The organism is Lysobacter cavernae, assembly GCF_042648505.1.
Classification (GTDB): Bacteria; Pseudomonadota; Gammaproteobacteria; order Xanthomonadales; family Xanthomonadaceae; genus Lysobacter_L; species Lysobacter_L cavernae.
Genome location: NZ_JBHRXK010000038.1, coordinates 1 through 564, shown reverse-complemented (window position 1 = coordinate 564; position 564 = coordinate 1). Strand labels below are relative to the sequence as shown.

The window sequence follows — 564 nt, the reverse complement described above, 5'->3', positions numbered from 1 at the left end:
CCGACGGCGGTGGTGCCCGGTGCCTTTTCCAGCACGGCGCGGATTACCGGGAGCACCGCCTCGGGGTTCTGCTCGATCAGCTCGCCGGCGACGCTGTAGCGCTCGGCCACCCATGGGCCCTCATAGAGCAGCCCCGCGGCTTCGAGGAAGGGCGAAAAGTCGATCTCCACCGGCTCGCCACCGACTGCCTTCAGCTGTTCGACCGTGGCGGCGAACAGCTCGGGGCTTTCCGGGCAGCCGAGGAACTCCAAGCCCTTCGGCACGCCGAAGCGGAAGGATTTCACCTGACCAAAGGCCGAGCCGTCGTTCCACAGCGGATTGGCGCGGCTGTACTCGTCCCTGGGGTCGAGTCTTGCCGTCAGCGCCAGCAACTGGCTCGCCTCGGCGGCGGTGGCGGTGAAATAAGTGATGCAGTCCAGGGTGCGACAGGCGGGAACCAGGCCGGCGGTGGAAATCAGTCCCTTGCTGGCTTTGAGCCCCACCAGGTTGTTCAGCGCGGCCGGTACGCGGCCGGAACCGGCAGTGTCGGTGCCCAGGGCGAAGCTGCACAGCCCCAGCGCCACG

At 67.9% G+C, this 564-nt stretch carries 1 protein-coding gene; it reads right to left on the bottom strand.

Features of this window, described 5'->3' with window-relative positions; all coding sequences use genetic code 11:
• Positions 1-564: amidase family protein (locus ACFOLC_RS16160; RefSeq protein WP_386760294.1), on the bottom strand; the 564-nt coding region annotated here is incomplete at both ends.